This is a genomic window from Roseomonas acroporae (assembly GCF_023223525.1).
GTDB classification, from domain to species: domain Bacteria; phylum Pseudomonadota; class Alphaproteobacteria; order Acetobacterales; family Acetobacteraceae; genus Roseomonas_E; species Roseomonas_E acroporae.
In genome coordinates, this window is sequence record NZ_JALPRX010000068.1 from 22,452 (window position 1) to 37,400 (window position 14,949).

General features: G+C 77.4%; 7 protein-coding genes. 1 reads left to right on the top strand and 6 read right to left on the bottom strand.

The annotated features are described in order from the left end of the window. Positions 1-17: 17 nt before the first annotated feature. Positions 18-1,424, bottom strand: a complete 1,407-nt coding sequence (locus M0638_RS15535) for a dipeptidase (protein WP_248667908.1) — start codon at positions 1,422-1,424, stop codon at positions 18-20. Positions 1,425-1,714: 290 nt separating this feature from the next. On the opposite strand from M0638_RS15535, the gene sugE reads away from it, so the two are divergent. Beyond that, the gene (sugE, locus tag M0638_RS15540) at positions 1,715-2,032 is read left to right on the top strand and encodes a quaternary ammonium compound efflux SMR transporter SugE (RefSeq protein WP_248667909.1); all 318 of its coding nucleotides are present in this window, start codon (positions 1,715-1,717) and stop codon (positions 2,030-2,032) included. Positions 2,033-2,036: 4 nt separating this feature from the next. Here sugE and M0638_RS15545 read toward each other — a convergent pair whose 3' ends face one another. From M0638_RS15545 to M0638_RS15565, 5 genes are all read right to left on the bottom strand, one after another. Next, positions 2,037-2,474: a PaaI family thioesterase gene (locus M0638_RS15545; protein ID WP_248667910.1), complete on the bottom strand. Its 438-nt coding sequence runs from the start codon at positions 2,472-2,474 to the stop codon at positions 2,037-2,039. Positions 2,475-2,611: 137 nt separating this feature from the next. After that, a complete protein-coding gene (locus M0638_RS15550; protein WP_248667911.1) occupies positions 2,612-3,394 on the bottom strand; it encodes a formyltransferase family protein in 783 nt (260 codons plus the stop codon). A 55-nt stretch (positions 3,395-3,449) separates the two neighbouring features. Beyond that, on the bottom strand, positions 3,450-4,763 hold the full coding sequence (locus M0638_RS15555; RefSeq protein WP_248667912.1) for an aminotransferase class I/II-fold pyridoxal phosphate-dependent enzyme: 1,314 nt from the start codon (positions 4,761-4,763) through the stop codon (positions 3,450-3,452). Between the two features lie 295 nt (positions 4,764-5,058). Next, on the bottom strand, positions 5,059-13,080 hold the full coding sequence (locus M0638_RS15560; RefSeq protein ID WP_248667913.1) for a type I polyketide synthase: 8,022 nt from the start codon (positions 13,078-13,080) through the stop codon (positions 5,059-5,061). 53 nt (positions 13,081-13,133) lie between these two features. Continuing rightward, the gene (locus M0638_RS15565) at positions 13,134-14,528 is read right to left on the bottom strand and encodes a glycosyltransferase family 4 protein (RefSeq protein WP_248667914.1); all 1,395 of its coding nucleotides are present in this window, start codon (positions 14,526-14,528) and stop codon (positions 13,134-13,136) included. Between the last annotated feature and the right edge of the window lie 421 nt (positions 14,529-14,949).

A 14,949-nucleotide genomic window follows, 5' to 3' on the forward strand; every position in this document is an offset into this window, starting at 1 on the left:
GGCCTCGGGCTGCGGCCTCAGGGCCCGGCCAGCCGCCCCAGCAGCCGTGCGTGGCTGCGCGCGCCGCCGTGGAAGCAGCGCAGCTCGAACTTCTCGTTCGGGCTGTGCATGCCGTCATCGGCCAGGCCGAAGCCCAGCAGCAGGGAATCGAGCCCGAGCAGCCGGCGCAGGCTCTCCACCACCGGGATCGAGCCGCCGGCGCCGATCAGCACGGCCGGGCGGCCGTACTCCTCGGCCAGCACGGCGCGCGCGGCGCGCACCCAGGGGCTGTCGTCGGGGATCTCGATGCCGGGGGAGCCGCCGCGCATGCGGAATTCCACGCGCGCGTCGGCCGGCAGGCGCTCGTTGACGAATTGCCGGAAGGCGTCCTCCACCTTTGCCGGGTCCTGCCCGGGGACGAGGCGGAAGGAGACCTTCGCATGCGCCTCGGCGGCGATCACGGTCTTGCTGCCCTCGCCGGTGTAGCCGCCCCAGATGCCGTTGACGTCGGCGGTGGGGCGCGCCCAGAGGCGCTCCGGGCCGGAGCGGCCGCGCTCGCCCGCCGGCACGGAAAGCCCGACCTCGCCGAGGAAGGCGGCCTCGTCGAAGCCGAGCGAGTCCCACGCGGCGCGCTGTTCCGCGGTCAGCTCGCGCACGCCGTCGTAGAAGCCGGGCAGCCGCACCCGCCCCTCCGCGTCGTGCAGGTCGCCCAGGATGCGGGCGAGCAAATTGATCGGGTTCAGCGCCGAGCCGCCGTAGAGGCCGGAGTGCAGGTCGCGCGACGCCGCGAACAGGTCGATCTGCGCATAGACCAGGCCGCGCAGCCGGGTGGTGATGGCGGGGGTCTCGATGTCCCACATGCCGGTGTCGCTGATGACCGCGACGTCGGCGCGCAGCGCGTCGCGGTTGGCCGCCAGGAAGGCGTCGAGGTTGGTGGAGCCGGTCTCCTCCTCGCCCTCGATCACCACCGTCACCGGCACGGGCGGGCCGCCGGCGACGGCGTGCCAGGCGCGCAGCGCCTCGATCCACATCAGCGTCTGGCCCTTGTCGTCCACCGCGCCGCGCGCCACCACGCGCGGGCCGTGCGGCCCCTGCACCTCGACCGGCGCGAAGGGCGGGCTGACCCAGAGGTCGAGCGGCTCGGCCGGCTGCACGTCGTAATGGCCGTAGTAGAGCAGGCGCGGGGCGCCCGCCGGGCCGGTGCCGGGATGGTGGGCGATCACCACCGGGTGGCCGGGGGTGGGGCGCAATTCGGCGGCGAAGCCGATCGCGGCGAGCTGGTCGCGCACCCATTCGGCGGCGCGCACGCAATCCCCCGCATGGGCGGGCTGGGCGCTGACGCTCGGGATTCGCAGCCAGTCGAACAGCCGGTCGCGGGCGGCGGTGGCGTCGGCGTCGAGACGGGCCAGGACGGACGTGGTCGGGGCGGTGGTCGGGTCGCTCATGCGGTGCAATCTGCGCCGGCCCGGGGAAACCGCCCAGAGGGAAGTAGGATGGGAAGTGGGATGGGAAGTGGGGCGGGAAGTGGGAAGGGCCGCGGGTTCGGCGGGCCGGCAGGCGGGCACCGGGCGGACTCCGGCAGGGCCGGCCCGGCGCGTCCCGCCGGGGTGCCGCACAGCCGGGGTAAGGGCTTGAACCGCCGGACGAACGGCGCCAGATTCCGGTTGTGCCGGGACGACCCGGCGCCTCCGCGCAACCCGATGGGGACGGCCCCTCGCCAGAAATGGAGATGGGCATGTCCTGGCTCGTCCTCGTCGTCGCCGGCCTGTTCGAGACCGGCTGGGCCGTCGGGCTCAAGTACACGGAAGGCTTCACGCGGCTCTGGCCGAGCCTCGCCACGGCGGCGGCGATGCTCGTCAGCCTGTTCCTGCTCGGCCTCGCGCTGCGGCAATTGCCGCTCGGCACCGCCTATGCGGTGTGGACCGGGATCGGCACGGTGGGCACGGCGATCCTCGGCATGGTGCTGTTCGGGGATTCGGCGGCGCCGGCGCGGCTGCTCTGCATCGGGCTGATCGCGGCGGGGATCGTGGGGCTGAAGCTGGTCGGCGAGTGACCCCTCACCCCTGCTTCAGCAGCTTCCAGGTGGAGGTGGCGCTCGCCACCGCCTCGCCCGACGCGTCGCGCGCCTCGGCGCGCAGGAAGCAGATGCTGCGGCCCTGGCGCAGCATCTCGCCGCGGCAGATGACGCGGCCGCCGCGCACGGCGCCGAGGAACTGCACCTTGAACTCCAGCGTGGTGCCGACGCCGACGCGGTGGCGCAGATGGTGGCCCATCGCGATGTCGAGTGCGGTCGCGATGATGCCGCCATGCAGCGTGCCCTGCGGGTTGAACAGGAAGTCGGCGGCGTCGAAGGCGACGTTGCAGCCGGAATCGTCGTAGCCGATCTCCAGCCCGAGCAGGCGGGCGATGAAGAAGTCGCCGAACACCTCACGGTCGCCGGCGATGGCGCGGGCGAAGGCGGCACGGGCGGTTTCCTGGTCGATCTGGCGGGTCATGCGGGGCCTCCGATGCGCGTCGCGGATTCCGGCATGCTGCCCGCGATCCGGCCTGCCATGCCAGCCGGGGCGGCGCGGCGCACGGGCAGGTCGTGGCGGCAAGGGGCTCACGCCCTCCGGAACGGCCACGCGCCGGCTCAGCCCGGCGTCGCGGGCGCCAGGGCGGCGAGGGCATCCCGCCAATCCGCCCGGTTCACCAGCCGCACGCCACGCCGCGCCGCCTGCCGCAGCGTCGCGGCGTCGGGGAACGGGCAGTAGGGCAGCGGCGCCGGGGCCTCCCCCTCCCCCCTGCCCTGCCGCAGCGCCGCCAGCGCCTCGTCCAGCACCGCCACGCCCGCCAGGTGCAAGAGCCGCGCGGCGCCGCTCGCCGAGACGCCCGCCGGCAGCGCCACCGCCCGCTGCGCCAGCACCGCGCCGGCGTCGATTCGCGGCACCAGCCGGTGCGCCGTGACGCCGAAGGCCGGCGGCTCCCCCCGCATCGCCCCCTCCCACAGCGCCCAGAAGGCCGGGATCGGCCCGCGATGCCGCGGCAGCAGCGAGGGGTGCAGGTTCACCCCGCCCAGCGGCGCCAGCGCCAGCGTCGCGGCCGAGAGGATCTGGTCGAAATGGAAGGAGACCAGCAGGTCCGGCCGCGCCGCGCGGATCGCGTCGCGCATGGCCGGGCCGTTCACCTCCGCCACCTCGACCAGCGGGATGCCGCGCGCGCGGCAGAGCGCCGGCAGCGGCGCCTCGGCCCGGCGCAGCGCGGCCGCGAGGCGCGGCAGCGAGAAATTCACGAACAGGTAGGGCAGCATGCGCGGCCCGCCGCGGCGCAGGTGCCGCCACGTCTGGCCCAGCGCCCCGCCCGCCGCGCGGCGGTACGGGTCGGAGCGGCCGACCAGCACCAGCTCGCCGGCGTGCGCCGCCGCGAAGCGCGCCACGGCCTCGCTGCTGGCGAGGCTTTCCAGCGTGAGGAGGGCGAGTCGGATCGGCGTGCTACCGCGCCCGCCCGCGCGTCGCGGCGAGCATGGCGACGGCCGTGCGGATCTGCGCCTCGGTGTGCTCGGCGCCGAGGAAGAAGCGCAGCCGCGCCGACTTCTCCGGCACGGCCGGGAAGACGATGGGCTGCACGTTCATCCCCGCCTCGAACAGCGAGGCCGAGAGTCGCGTCGCCGCCACCGAGGAGCCGAGGATGACCGGCACGATGGCGTGGCCCTCGGAAAGCCCGGTGTCGAAGCCGGCCTCGCGCGCCAGCGTCAGGAACAGCCGCGCATTGGCGTTCAGCCGCGCCACGCGCTCCGGCTCCGCGCGCATGATGGCCAGCGCCTCGCGCGCCGCCGCCGCCAGCGCCGGCGCCATGCCGACCGAGTAGACGAAGCCCGGCGCCGCGTATTGCAGGTACTGGATCAGCCCGGCGCGGCCGCAGATGTAGCCGCCGCAGGCCGAGAGCGTCTTGCTCAGCGTGCCCATCCAGATGTCCACGTCCGCCGGATCGACGCCCTGCGCCTCGGCGATGCCATGGCCGCGCGCGCCGAGCACGCCGAGCGAGTGCGCCTCGTCCACCATCAGCCAGGCATCGTACTTCCGCGCGAGCGCCACGAAGCGGGCGAGGTCCGGCACGTCGCCGTCCATGCTGTAGTGGCCCTCGATCAGCACCAGGGCACGGCCGTGGCGGGCGCGCGCCGCGGCCAGCTCGCGCTCGGCGGCCTCGGCGTCGTTGTGCGGGAAGGCGATGCGGCGGGCGCCGGAGAGGCGGGCGCCCTCGACGCAGGAATTGTGGATGGCGGCGTCGTGCAGGATCAGGTCGCGCGCGCCGAGCAGGTTGCCGATCACGGTGACGTTGGTGGCGTGGCCGCTGACGAAGGTCAGGCACGCCTCGGTGCCGTAGAGCGCCGCGAGGTCGCGCTCCAGCGCCGCGTGCACCGGCCGCTCGCCCGAGACCAGCCGGCTGGCGGAGGGCGAGACGCCGTAGCGGTCGATCGCCGCCTTGGCCGCCTCGGCCACGCGCGGATCGCCGTTCAGGCCGAGATAGTCGTAGGAGGAGAAGTTCAGCACACGCCGGTCGCCGATCGTGGTCTCGGCCCCCGCCCGGCCCTCGTGCGCGCGGAAGAACGGGTTGGGCAGGCCGAGCACCGCCACCGCGTCCTTGATCATGCCCATCTCGCGCCCGTTCGGCAGGTCCGCGAAGTCGTCGCGGCCGAGGCGCGGGGCGTCCGCCGCCGGCGTGGCCTCGGGCGCGCCGTCGCGGCGGCGCGAGAGGCGCTGCAGCAGGGCCAGCTTGGCGGAGGCGGAGAGGCCGAAATTGCTCATGCGGTCCTTGTGTCCAGGCGGCTTCGGGGCTCCGCCCCGGACCCCGGCAGAGAGGGCGTTGCCCTCTCTGCACTCTCCCACCAAAGGGCGAAACCCCTTTGGAAACCCCAGATCAGGAGAGACAGCCCCAATGTTCGCACGCCCCGTGCCAGAACGAGCAGAGGTCCAGGAGGGCCTCGCCCTCCTGGCGGATGGGGGTCCGGGGAAGGCGGCGCCTTCCCCAAGGGGCGGATGGGGTCCGGGGAAGGCAGCGCCTAACCCCGGCACCGCCGCATCCCGCGAAAGCCCCGCTGCCTCAACGCGCCGGCGAAGCCGCCGCCGGCGCCAGCGCGCCGGCACGCCCATCACCCGCCGCCTCCCCACCGGCATCCCCACCCACTTCCCCACCGGGCACCACCTGATCGGCCCCCCCCGGCTCGTAGCGCGCCAGCAGGTCGCGCGCCGCCGCCTCGCGACCGGCCTCGCCGCCAGACCGCATCGCCTCGACGATGCGCCGGGCCAGCCCCTCGATGGTCAGGTCCTCGGTGACGGCGGAGAGCGGCACCTGCATGCCGATCCGCTCCTCCAGCGCCATGCGCAGCTCGAGGCCGCCCAGGCTGTCGAGGCCGATGCCGGCGACCGGCGCGTCGGCGGCGATGCCCTCGGCGGGCAGGCGCAGGATGCGGGCGATCTCGTCGCGCACCACGTCGCGCAGCAGCCCCGCCGCCTCGGCCGGCGGGGCGGCGCGCAGCCGCTCGCGCAGGTCGTCGGCGCCGAGGTCGGAGGCGGCGGCACGGCCGCGCAGCAGGCTGAAGGCGGGCTCGTTCAGCACCGGCAGCATGCCGCGCACCTGGCCCCAGGCGACGCGCGCCATGTGCGGCACCGCCGTGTGGCCCTGGCGCAGCAGCGTGTGCAGCGATTCCAGCGCCTGCACCGCCGGCATCGGCTCGACGCCGAGTCGGCGCTGCAGCGTCTCGGCGGTGCCCTTCGCCTCGGCCAGCATGCCGGCATCGGCGATCGGGCCCCAGCCGACGGCGAGGGCGGGCTTGCCGGCGGCACGACGGCGGCGGGCCAGCGTCTCCAGCGCCGCGTTGGCCGCGACGTAGTTCGCCTGCCCCGGATTGCCGAGCGCCGTGGTGGCCGAGGAGAACAGCAGGAACAGGTCCAGCGGGTCCGTCGCCGTCAGCCGGTCGAGGTTCTCGGCGACGGTGAGCTTGGCCTCCAGCACGCGGCGGAAGCGCCCGGCGTCGAGCGAGGCGGCGGCGCCGTCGTCCATCACCGTGGCGGCATGGACCACGCCGCGGATCGGCGGCAGGGCGGCGCGGATCTCGGCCAGCACGCGCTCCAGCGCCGCCGGGTCGGCGGCGTCGCAGGCATGGATCACGGTGCGGGCGCCGAGGGCGGCGAGGGTGCGCATCGCGGCCTCGGCGCCCGGCGTCTCCGGCCCGCGGCGGGAGATCAGCGCCAGCGTGCCGACGCCCTGCGCCGCCAGCCACTTCGCGACCTCCAGCCCGAAGCCCTGCACGCCGCCCACCACGATGTGGGTGCCGCCGGAGCCCCAGCGCGCCGGCGCCGCCGGGGCACGCGGCTCGGCCGGCGGCAGCAGCACCAGCTTGCCGATGTGGGAGGAGGCCTGAAGCGTGCGCAGCGCCGCCTCGGCGCCGTTGAAGCCGTGGCGCGCATGCGGCAGCGGCAGCAGCGAGCCGTCGGCGAGGCGGTCGCGGATGGAGGCGAGCAGTTCCGCGGCGAGGTCCGGGCGGGCGCGGGGAAGCTGGTCCACGTCCACCGCGAAGTAGGTGGCGTTCTGGCGCAGCGGCCGCAGCCGGGCGCTGCGGTTCTCCACGTAGTCGCGCTTGCCCAGCTCCACGAAGCGGCCGAAGGGGCGCAGCAGGCCGAGCGAGCGCTCCATCGCCTCGCCGGCCAGCGAGTTCAGCACCACGTCGACGCCCTCGGGATGATGCGCGCGAAGGGCGTCGGCGAAGCCGGGATCGCGGGAATCGAGGACCAGCCCGGCGCCGGCATGGCGCAGGAAGGCGCGCTTGGCCTCGGTGCCGGCGGTCGCGATCACCCGGGCGCCGGCGGCCAGCGCCACCTGGAGCGCGGCGAGGCCGACGCCGCCGGCGCCGCCATGCACCAGCACCGTCTCGCCCGGGCGGATCCGGGCGCAGTGCTCCAGCGCGTAGACGGCGGTGATGTAGGCGACCGGCACGGTCGCGGCGGCGGCGGGGTCGAGGCCGGGGGGCAGGCGCGTCACCGCCTCGGCGCGGGTGACGGCGCGGCTGGCCAGGGCGGCGGGGGCGAAGCCGAAGACCCGCTCGCCGGGGCGGTAGCGCACGCCGGGGCCGGCCGCCTCGACGATGCCGGCGCATTCCATGCCGAGGGTGGGGCCGGCGAAGCCGTCCAGCAGCACCTCCTCCGGCAGCAGGCCCTGGGCCCACATCAGGTCGCGGAAATTGAGTCCGGCGGCCTCGACGCGGATCGCCAGTTCGCCAGGGCCCGGCTCGGGCGGCGCCTCCTGCCGCTCCCAGCCGAGCGAGCCGAGCTGGCCGGGCTGGCGGATCGCGAGCCGCACCGGCACGCCGGGCTCGGTCTCCGGCGGCAGGCCAGGGCGCAGGCGCGGCACCAGCCGGGCGTTGCGGGTGAGCGTCACCTCGGTCTCGCCGTCGCCGGCGAACAGCTCGGCGACGAGGCGCGCGGCGGCCTCGGGCGCGGCGAGGCTGGGGCAGAGGTCGATGCGTTGCAGCGCCACGCCCGGGCACTCGTTGGCGAGCACCCGCGCCAGCCCGATCACCGCGCCGCCGGCCGGGCGGTGCCGCCCGGCCTCCGGCTGCTGCCCGCCGACGGAGACGAGGCAGAGGCGCGTGCCGGCCGCGCTGCCGGTGGCGAGGCGGGTCACGGCGGCCAGGGTCTCGGCCAGGGCCTCGGCCGACGCGGCGGCGCCGCGCGCGCCCTCGGCGAGCACCAGCAGGCCGCCGCCCCCGCCGGGCTCCGGGCGGGCATCGGCCAGGGCATCGGCCCGGACATCGGCCCGGGCATCGGTCAGTGCCGAGACCGCCACCTCGGCGCCAAGGCCGCGCAGCGCGTCGGCCACGGCGTCGCGCAGCGGCCCGGCGGCGGCGAACAGCCGCCACGGGGAGGCGGGCCGGGAAGCGGGTTGGGAGCCGGCGCCATGGCGGCCGGAGCCCGCGGCGGCCAGCGGGGCGGCCAGCGGGGCTGCCTGCGGGGCGGCGGGGGCGCGGGCGGCGAGCAGCAGCGCCGGCCAGGGCGCGCCGTTCAGCGGCTCGGCGGCGCTGTCGGCGAAGCCCGCGCCCGCCAGCGCGTCGCGCCACTGCGGCGCCGCGAGCAGCGGCGAGCCGCCGGGGCCGCGCCCGAACAGGGTGGCGGCGTTCCACCAGCCCGGCTCCTGGCCGCAGACGAAGTCGAGCAGCCCGCCGGCCAGCGGCTCGGCCAGCAGCAGCGTGCCGCCGGGGGCGAGCGCCGCGCGCAGCGACGGCAGCAGCGAGGCGCCGGCACGCGCGGCCGCGGCGGCGCCCAGCCCGACCACGAGGTCGGCCGGCGCGGGCGGCGCCGGCGTCTCGGCCGGGTCCCAGGCGAGGGTGGCGAATTCGACGTTGGCCGGCGGCTCGGGCGGGGCGCGCAGCGTCGTCGCGCCGGGGTGGGCGGCGGTGTAGAGCACGCGCCGGGCCGGGGCGCCCTGGCCGAGCGTGTCCAGCAGGTGCCGGGTCAGCGTGCCCTCGGCGCCCACCTCCAGCACGCGCAGCGGACGGCTGGCGGGCCAGCCGGCGAGCAGCTCGGCGACGGCGGCGGCGAGGGTGGCGGCGAGCCGCTCGGCCGCCTCGCCCTCGGCGGGCGGGGCCGCCGCGGGGGCGGCCGAGGGACCGGACGCCGGCGCGGCCCCGGATGCGACGCCGGGTGCGTCGCCGGCCCCGACGCCGGGCACATCCCCGGGTGCATCCCCGGGCGTATCCATGCGCACGACCTCGGGCGCGTCGCCGGCCAGCGCGCGCGGCAGATGCTCCAGCGCGTGCGCCAGCCAGGCCAGCTCGTGCGCGAGGCGCGGCTGCTCGGCCAGCACGGAACGCCAGATCTCGGCGGCGGGCGGCAGCCCGGCATCGGCGGGGACCAGCCAGGCGCCGTCGCCGGCGGGCGTGGCCGGCGGCTCGGCGAGGCCCTGGCCCTGCAGCAGGCGCAGCACCGCGCGGGCATAGGCGGTGGCCGGCACCACGCGGCCCGGCATGGCGGCGACGGCGGCGGCGGCCATGCAGCCTTCCAGCAGCAGCGCGGTCTCCGAGAGGTCCTGCGCCGCGTCGGCGCGGGCGGCGGCGGCGACCAGCCCGGGCAGCGGCGGCGCGGCGGGCGGCGGCGCGGCGGGGTCGAGCGCCGGCAGCAGGTCGAAGCGGAACAGGCTGTCAGCCAGTTCCGCCGGGGCGGCGAGGCGGACGCGCTGCAGCCAGACGTCCCAGAGCTGCGCCACCACCGCGCCCGCCGCGTCGCGCAGCACGAGGTCGGAGGCGACGGAGCGCGTACCACGGCGGCGGATCAGCAGCTCGGCGGTGGCGGCGGGAGCGGCGTCGCGGCGCGCCAGCAGGCGGCCGATGCGGACCGGCACGAGGCCGGTGCCGTCCGACGTGGCCAGCGAGGCGAGCAGCCCGACCAGCCCCTGCAGGGCGCCGTCCAGCCGCACCGGGTGCAGGATGAAGTCCTCGTCGGCGGGGGCGGCGTCGGGCAGGCGCAGCGTGACCAGGGCGCGGCCGGCCGCGTCGTCCACCGCCACCTGCGCCACCGGCTGGAAGGCGGGGCCGTAGTCCAGCCGGTGGCGGGCGGCGTGGGCGACGATCTCGGCGCCGCTCAGCGTGCGCGCCGGCCGGAAGGGCGTCTCGGGCAAGGCGGGGCGCAGCGCCGGCAGGGCGCCGATGCCGCCGCGCGCATGCTCGGTCCAGCCCTCCTCGGAGAGGCGCGGGCGGGAGCGCAGCAGGAAGGCGCCCTCGGCCGAGGCGATGTCGAGCCGCACCTCGCGCCCGCGCTCGGCCGGGATCGGCACGGCGCGGAGGATCTGCAGCTCCGTCACCTCCAGCACCGGCGCCTCGGGGAAGCGGCGCGCGGCGGCGGCGAGCGCCATCTCTGCCATGGCGGCGGCGGGCAGCACCGGCTCGCCGGCCAGCCGGTGGTCGGCGAGCCAGGGCTCCAGCGCCGTGTCGTAGGCGCGGCCCCAGCTGGTCGGCTCGGCGCCGCGGCGGAAGCCGAGCAGCCGGTGGTCGCGCGGCGCCTCGGTGACGCCGGCGGCCTCCACGGAGCGCACCAGCCAGAGCGGGCGGCGGTCGAAGGGCGTCAGCGGCAGGGCGCGGCGCGCGTTCGCGTCGTCGGCGCGGGGGGCGTCGCCGGGAGAGGCGAAGGCGAGGCCGCCGCGCGGGTCGGCGCCGGCGGCGAAGGCGCGGTCGGCGATGCCGGGGAACGGGTCGGCGGTGACGGCGTCGCGGCGCGACAGGCTGTGCAGCACGGCGGCGGTGCCGCCGGATTCGCGCAGGGATTCGCGGATGTAGCCCTGCAGCACCGGGTTCGGCCCGATCTCCAGGAACACCCGCGCCCCGAGCCGCGCCGCCTCGGCCACCGCGCCGCGGAAGCGCACCGGCTCGCGCAGGTTGCGCCACCAGTAGGCGGCGTCGCAGGCCTGGTGCTCCAGCGTGGCGGCGGTGACGGTGGAGACCAGGCGCGCGCCGCTCCCGTGGACGCCCCCTCGGAGGCTTCCCGGGGGATGGGGAACGCCTTGCAGCCCCTCCAGCTCGGCCAGCAGCGCGTCGTGCACCGGGTCCATGGCGGCGCTGTGGAAGGCGTAGTCGAGGTCGAGCGGCACCCAGCTCCAGCGGTTCGCCTCGGCGATCCGGCCCAGCCGCGCCAGCGCCTCGGCGGGGCCGGCGACGGTCAGGGCGCGCGGGCCGTTCTCGGCGGCGATCTCGATCGGCGGGCCGGCGCCGGCCGAGGCCTCCGCCAGCGCCGGCAGCGCCGCCTCGCGCGCGCAGCCCAGCGCCGCCATGCGGCCGACGCCGCGCCGCGCGTGCTGGTGGCGGGAGCGGGCGACGATCAGCCGGGCGGCGTCGTCCAGCGGCAGCAGGCCGGCGGCGTGGGCCGCCGCGACCTCGCCGACGCTGTGGCCGAGGCAGAGCGACGGCACGATGCCGTGGCGGCCGAGCTCCGCGACGGTCGCGGCCTGGAGGGCGAAGAGGAGGGGCTGGGCGATGTCGGTGGCGGCCAGCGCCTCGGCCCCGACGCCGGCCTCCAGCCGCGCGAGCGGCGACCAGCCGAGCCGGGGCGCCAGGGCGGCGTCCACCGCGCGCAGCGCCTCGCGGAAGCCGGGGCTCTCGGCCAGCGCCTCGCGCGCCATGCCGGGCCATTGCGCGCCGTTGCCGGAGAAGACGAAGGCGAGGCCGTCCGGGGAGGCGGCGTCGCCGTGGCCGGCACGGGCGACGCGGCCGGCGGTGGCGTCGGTGCCCGCGGGCGGCGCCTCGCCCCGGCGCCAGGCGGCGAGTGCCGCGGCGAGGCCGGCGGCGTCGCCGGCGCGCAGCGCCAGCCGGTGCGCGTGCAGGTCGCGGTGCCGGGCGGCGGCGCGCAGCAGGGCGGGCAGCGCCTCGGGCGGGGTGGCCGCGAGCCGCGACTCCCAGCGCTCCGCCAGCGCGCGCAGCGACGCCTCGGAATGGGCGGAGAGCAGCAGCGGCGGCAGGTCGGCGGCGCCGGCCGGCCGGCCGGGGTCGGTGGCGGGGGCGATGGCAGAGGCGGTCGCGGGGGCGATCACGGGCGCGGCGGCGCCAGGGGCGGTGGCGGTGGCGGGGGCGCTGGCGGGGGCGGCGGCCGGCGGCGCGGCCAGCACCGCCGTGGCGTTGGTGCCGCCGAAGCCGAAGCTGTTGACGCCGGTGAGCGCGGCGGCGGGATCGGGCACCGACTCCACCCCGGTCACCACGCGCAGGCCGAGCCCGGCGAAGTCGATCTCGGGGTTCGGGGTCTCGAAGTGCAGCGAGGGCGGGATGGTGCCGTGCTGCACCACCAGCATCGCCTTGAGCAGCCCGGCGATGCCCGAGCCCGCCTCCAGGTGGCCGATGTTGGTCTTGACCGAGCCGATCGGCAGCGGCGCGCGGCGGCGGCGCGCCAGCGCCTCGCCGATGGCGCCGGTCTCGGTCGGGTCGCCGACACCGGTGCCGGTGCCGTGCGCCTCGAAGTAGCAGAAGCGGTCCGGGTCGGCGCCGGTCGCGTCCAGCACCTGCCGCATCAGCGTGGCCTGGGCCGCCTTGTTGGGCAGGGAGAGGCCGATCGTGTGGCCGGCGCCGTTCACGCCCGTGCCCAGGATCACGGCGCGGATCGCGTCGCCGTCGCGCACCGCGTCCGCGAGGCGCTTCAGCACCACGAGGCCGGCGCCCTCGGCGCGCACGTAGCCGTCGGCGCGCGCGTCGAAGGCGTGGCAGCGCCCGGTGGGCGAGAGCATCGAGGCGCGCGAGAAGCCGATGAAGGGAAAGGGCGAGAGCAGGATGTTCACCCCGCCCACCAGCGCCGCCTCCAGCCCCTCGTGGCGCAGCGCCTGCACGGCGGCGTGCAGCGCGACCAGCGCCGAGGAGCAGGCCGTGTCGATGGTCTGGGCCGGCCCGCGCAGGTCGAACACGTTGGCGATGCGGTTGGCCAGGATGCTGAGCGCGAAGCCGGTCATCGCGTAGCGGTCGGCGGTCGCGATGTCCTCGAAGCGCATGGCCGAGAAGTCGGTGGCCGAGCCGCCGACGAAGACGCCGGTGCGGCTGCCGGCGAGGCGCGAGGCGGGCCAGCCGGCATCCTCCAGCGCCTGCGCCGCGACCTCCAGCAGCAGGCGCTGCTGCGGGTCCATCTCCGTCACCTCGCGCGGCGAGAGGCCGAAGGCGGCGGCGTCGAAGCCGGCGATGTCGCCCACCGTGCCGGCGGCGAAGGTGTAGCTGGTGCCGGGCTCGGCCGTGCCGGCGGCGCTGCGCGGGCGCAGGTAGAGCGCCTGGTTGAAGCGGTCGGCCGGCACCTCGGTGACCGCGTCCACCCCGTCCAGCAGCAGCCGGTGGAAGGCGTCGAGGTCGGGCGCGCCGGGCAGGCGGCAGGCGGCCCCGACGATCGCGACGGCATCGGGCGGGATGGCATCGGGCAGGACGGAATCGGGCGCGGCGGCGGGAATGGCGGTCCCGGCGGGGGCCGTGGCCGGACCGCCGACGGGCCGGCCGCCCGTCCGCGACTCCGCCCGCCGTTCCGGCGGCGCCTCGCCGGCCGTCGTGCCGCCGGCTGCCTTCCGGGATGCCGTGCCGTGGCGCGGGGTGCGGTTCCGGCCCTTCGTGATCGTCATGCCCTGGTCAGCCACCCCGGTTCGTATTCAGTAAACGGCCGTATCGTCGCCGGTCATGGCATATCGCGCTGCAACGCGGCAAGCGGCGGCCGGCGCTGGACGACGGCATGTAATTTCCTTGTCGGGTCCGTGGCCTGCGCCGCCGCCCGGCGCCGCTCCAGGGCGAGCGGCAGCAGCGCATCCACCCCGACGAAGTGCGAATCCCAGCGCGGCGCGCTCCAGCCCGGCAGGCGGGCGAGCTGGGCGGTCCGCGCCGGCGAGCCGGGCATGGCGTAGTCCAGGATGGCGCGGCGCCAGCCCGGCCCGTCCAGCGGGTCGAGGTAGTCCGGCACCTCGCCGCCCACCTCGCGCAGCGCCGGCAGGTCGGAGCAGAGCGCCGGCACGCCGAGGGCCAGCGCCTCGGCGAGCGGCAGGCCGTAGCCCTCGGCGAAGCTCGGGAAGAGCAGAGCGCGGGCGCCGGCGACCAGGCGCACGGCGAGGTCGTCCGGGATGCCGCCGCGCTCCTCCACCAGCCCGCGCAGCGCGGCGCAGCGGTCGAGCAGGTCGACCACGTTCTCGTTCTCCCAGCCGCGCCGGCCGATCAGCACGAGTCGGGGGGCCGCCGGCCCCAGCCGGGCGGCGAATTCGCGCCACAGGTGCAGCAGCAGCATGTGGTTCTTGCGCGGCTCGATGGTGCCGAGGGCGACGAAATAGGGCCGGGCGGCGTCGGGCGCCGCGTCCACGGCGCAGAGCGCCTCGGCGGCATGCTCGCCGGGCCGGGCGCCCTCGACATGCGGCGGCGCTCCCGGCTCGATGCCCAGCGGCGCCACCAGCACCGGCGGGGCGGCGGGGCCGAGGCGGCCGGCGGCGGCCAGCCAGGGCGCGAAGGCGGCCTCGGTGGCGGCGGAATTGACGATCACCGCGTCCGACAGCGCCGCCGCCGAGGCGATGCGGCGGCCGTGCTTCTCCGGCTGGCCGGGGCGGGCATATTCCGGGTGGGTGAGCGGGATCAGGTCGTGGATCAGCGGCACGAAGGCGGCGCCCGCCCCGCGCAGCCGGGCCAGGGCCTCCCGGCGCTCCAGGAAGCGGTGCGAGACGAGCAGGAAGACCGGGTCCCGCGCGCGGCGGATGGCCGGGACGATGTCGCGGCCGAGCAGCAGCCGGGCACGCCAGTGCTCGGCGAGGCGGCGCGCGTGCCGGGCGGCCGCGGCGGCCTCCGGGCCGCCGGCCCAGGCGGCGGCCAGCCCGGCGACCAGCTCGCGCACCGCCCCGGCGCCGATGGCGGCGAAGCGGCCGAGTCCGGCCGAGGCGACGAAGGTGACGGGGCCGGGGGGGGCCACCGAGGGGGAGGCCGCCGCCCCCTCGCCCGACCAGCGACGCGCATAGGCGAATTCCACCCGGTCGATGCCCGACGGCGCCGGCTTGCGGCCGCAGGTCAGCAGCCGCGAGACGTCCAGGAAAAGATGCAAGCGGTCAGAATCCGGCGCGGGAGGGATGGCCGGCGGGGAAGCGGGCGAGGCGTGGCGTTCGCAGCGGCGGCATGGCCCCCACCATGGCAACAAGCCGCCGCCATTTCAAATTGGGAACCCGGTCCGCGATCCCCCGCGGGGCGCGCCGGGGACGGCTCCGGGGCCGGTTCCGGTCCGCTCTCCGGGGCCACGCCGGGGAAGGCGCCCCCTGGGGCGGTCGGCGAGGTCAGGGCGGCCGTGGCGGCATGGCGCGCCCCGGCCAGTGATCCGCATCGGCGATCCGCGCCGGCGATCCGCGCCGGCTTGGGGCACCTTGGCCAGCCGGCCCGGCCCGGTCCAGGATGGGCGCCCGCCGGGACCCGACCGCGCCAACCGCGTGGCGGCCGGGACAGGCGGCAGGAGGAATGTCCATGATCCCGAA